The following is a 2,797-nucleotide window of genomic DNA, read 5'->3' on the forward strand; positions in this document are numbered from 1 at the left end:
CTAAACTGCAATACGGAGGCACGACCCATTTATTATCTCATTATTTCGGTATTGTCATATCGTCATTGCGAGCGACCATAGGGAGTGCGGCAATCTCGTCGAATATCCTGAGATTGCTTCGTCAAAATTTTCAATTTTTCCTCGCAATGACGATATCAAACTGTTATTTTGCTATCTCGCTAATTTTAAATCAAGAAACTTTACTATTCTAATAAGTTACGTTATAGTTATTTTTATTGTTTCTAGCAACAAATAAATATTGTGTCGGATTATGTCGGAAATTGAAGAAAAATTTAATGAATCATCATATGGTGCTGATTCTATAAAGGTTTTAAAAGGTCTCGAAGCCGTAAGGAAAAGACCAGGAATGTATATCGGGGATGTTGGAGACGGATCGGGTCTACATCATATGATTTATGAGGTAGTCGACAATGCTATCGATGAATCGCTCGCCGGTTATTGTGATTTAGTCCGAGTAACGTTAAATAAAAACGGTTCGGTAACCGTGTCCGATAACGGGCGAGGTATACCTGTCGAAATTCATGAAGAGGAAGGGATATCAGCAGCTGAAGTTATTATGACGCAACTTCACGCCGGCGGTAAGTTTGATCAGAACTCTTACAAGGTTTCAGGCGGTCTGCACGGTGTAGGCGTATCGGTGGTAAATGCTCTTTCAGAGTGGCTTGAATTACGTATTTGGCGTAATAACAAGGAATATTTGATTAGATTTAATAATGGTATAACAGAAGCTCCGCTTGCGGTTGTCAAAGAAAATATTGATAAAAAAGGTACGGAAGTTACTTTTTTTCCGTCTGTAGAAACATTTACTAATATAGAATTTGATTCCGGCACTATAGAGTATCGTCTTCGAGAGCTTGCTTTTTTAAATTCAGGTGTAAAGATTTTACTCGTCGATAACCGCTTTGAAGAAGTTAAAGAAGTAGAGTTTTATTATACTGGCGGTATAGAAGCTTATGTAAAATATATAGACAGAGCAAAGCATGCTATCCATCCATGTATAGTAGTTAATACGGAGAATGCTGAATCCGGTATAAGTCTTGAGCTTGCGATGCACTGGAACGATTCTTATCACGAAAATATCTTATGCTTTACTAATAATATTAGGCAGCGTGACGGCGGAACTCACCTTAGTGCTTTTAAGTCGGCAATAACACGTGTTATTACCTCTTACCTTGATGCTACGGGTCTTAATAAAAAATCTAAAAATGATTTTAGCGGTGAGGATACTAGAGAAGGCTTATGTTGCGTACTTTCCGTTAAAGTTCCTGATCCTAAATTTTCCTCTCAAACAAAAGATAAATTAGTAAGCTCCGAAGTACGGCCGGTTGTTGAAAATGCCGTTTATACAAAAGTTCTTGAGTGGTTTGAAGAGCATCCGGCGGAATCAAAGGCAATTATAGCTAAGATTATGGAAGCAGCTAATGCTCGTGAAGCTGCTAGGAAAGCGAGGGAGCTAACTCGAAGAAAATCAGCCTTAGAAGTCTCGAACTTACCCGGTAAGCTTGCTGATTGCCATGCAAAAGATCCGGCAATTTCAGAATTGTTTATTGTTGAGGGAGACTCTGCGGGCGGTACTGCAAAGCAAGGTAGGGATAGTAAAATTCAGGCTATATTGCCTCTGCGTGGTAAAATTTTGAACGTTGAACGTGCAAGATTTGACAAAATGCTCGGTTCAGATCAAATCGGTACGTTAATTACAGCTCTTGGGATTAGTGTTGAACGAGAATTTTCCTTAGAAAAGCTCAGATACCATAAAGTTATTATTATGACTGATGCTGATGTTGACGGCTCGCATATTAGAACTTTATTGCTCACGTTTTTCTATCGTCATATGCCTGAGCTAATAAATAAAGGTTATCTATATATAGCCCAGCCACCACTTTATAAGGTAAAGAAAGGAGCAGCTGAGCTTTACTTAAAGAATGAGCAAGCTTTACAAGATTATTTGATAAAATCAACTATCAATGATGCAACTCTAACTCTAGACGGTAAAGAGCAGTTAGTAGGCGGTGATTTAGAAGAGCTAATTAATAAAGTAGTTAAGTTTAACGGTTTGCTTGATCATGCTAGCAAAAAATTTAATCGTTCAATTACCGAAATTCTTACGATTAATGACTTACTTAATAACAAAATATTTGAGCTAGAGAGTGATTCAAGGCTTCAAAAAGCTTTAGATGTTTTAAATAGCTTAGAAGAGTCGCCTGATAAAACTAATTGGGAAGTTTTAAAACATGAAAATAAAATAGAATTTTTCCGTTTTAGTAGGGGCTTAAAAGAAAGTAAAATATTGTTGAAAGAGCAGTTGGAATCATTTGAGTTTATACAAATATCAAAGCTTGCTTTAGCAATTTTTGATATATTGAGTAAGCAATTAAAGCTTATAGTAAAAAATCAGGAATTCAATATTTTAACACCGAGTCAGTTGCTAAACGCTATTATAGAATGCGGAAAAAGAGGTATAAATATTCAGCGTTTTAAAGGTCTTGGGGAGATGAATTCCGACCAACTTTGGGAAACTACTCTTGACCCTACCAAAAGAACGTTGCTTCAGGTAAGGGTTGCGGAAGTTGATGAAGCAGAGGGCGTTTTCTCAACACTAATGGGTGACGTTGTCGAACCTCGCAGATTATTTATCCAAGCTAATGCGTTAAATGTTGTGAATTTGGATGTGTAGTACAGTGTCATTATTCGTCATTGCGTGCAGCCATAGCCCGAACCGTCATTGCGAGGAGCGAAGCGACGCGGCAATCTCATGAAATAATACTCCTGAGATTGC

The 2,797-nt window shown here is 37.6% G+C and carries 1 protein-coding gene and 1 pseudogene; both read left to right on the forward strand.

Annotated features, from left to right (window positions below; genetic code table 11):
* Window positions 1-212, forward strand: a pseudogene (locus KYQ89_RS04730) (hypothetical protein); the annotation flags it as partial.
* Between the two features lie 59 nt (window positions 213-271).
* Window positions 272-2,695, forward strand: coding sequence for a DNA topoisomerase (ATP-hydrolyzing) subunit B (gene gyrB, locus KYQ89_RS04735; protein ID WP_218460632.1), 2,424 nt, complete (start codon window positions 272-274; stop codon window positions 2,693-2,695).
* Window positions 2,696-2,797 lie beyond the last annotated feature (102 nt).

The sequence above is a fragment of the Rickettsia sp. TH2014 genome (genome assembly GCF_019249195.1).
Taxonomy (GTDB): domain Bacteria; phylum Pseudomonadota; class Alphaproteobacteria; order Rickettsiales; family Rickettsiaceae; genus Rickettsia; species Rickettsia felis.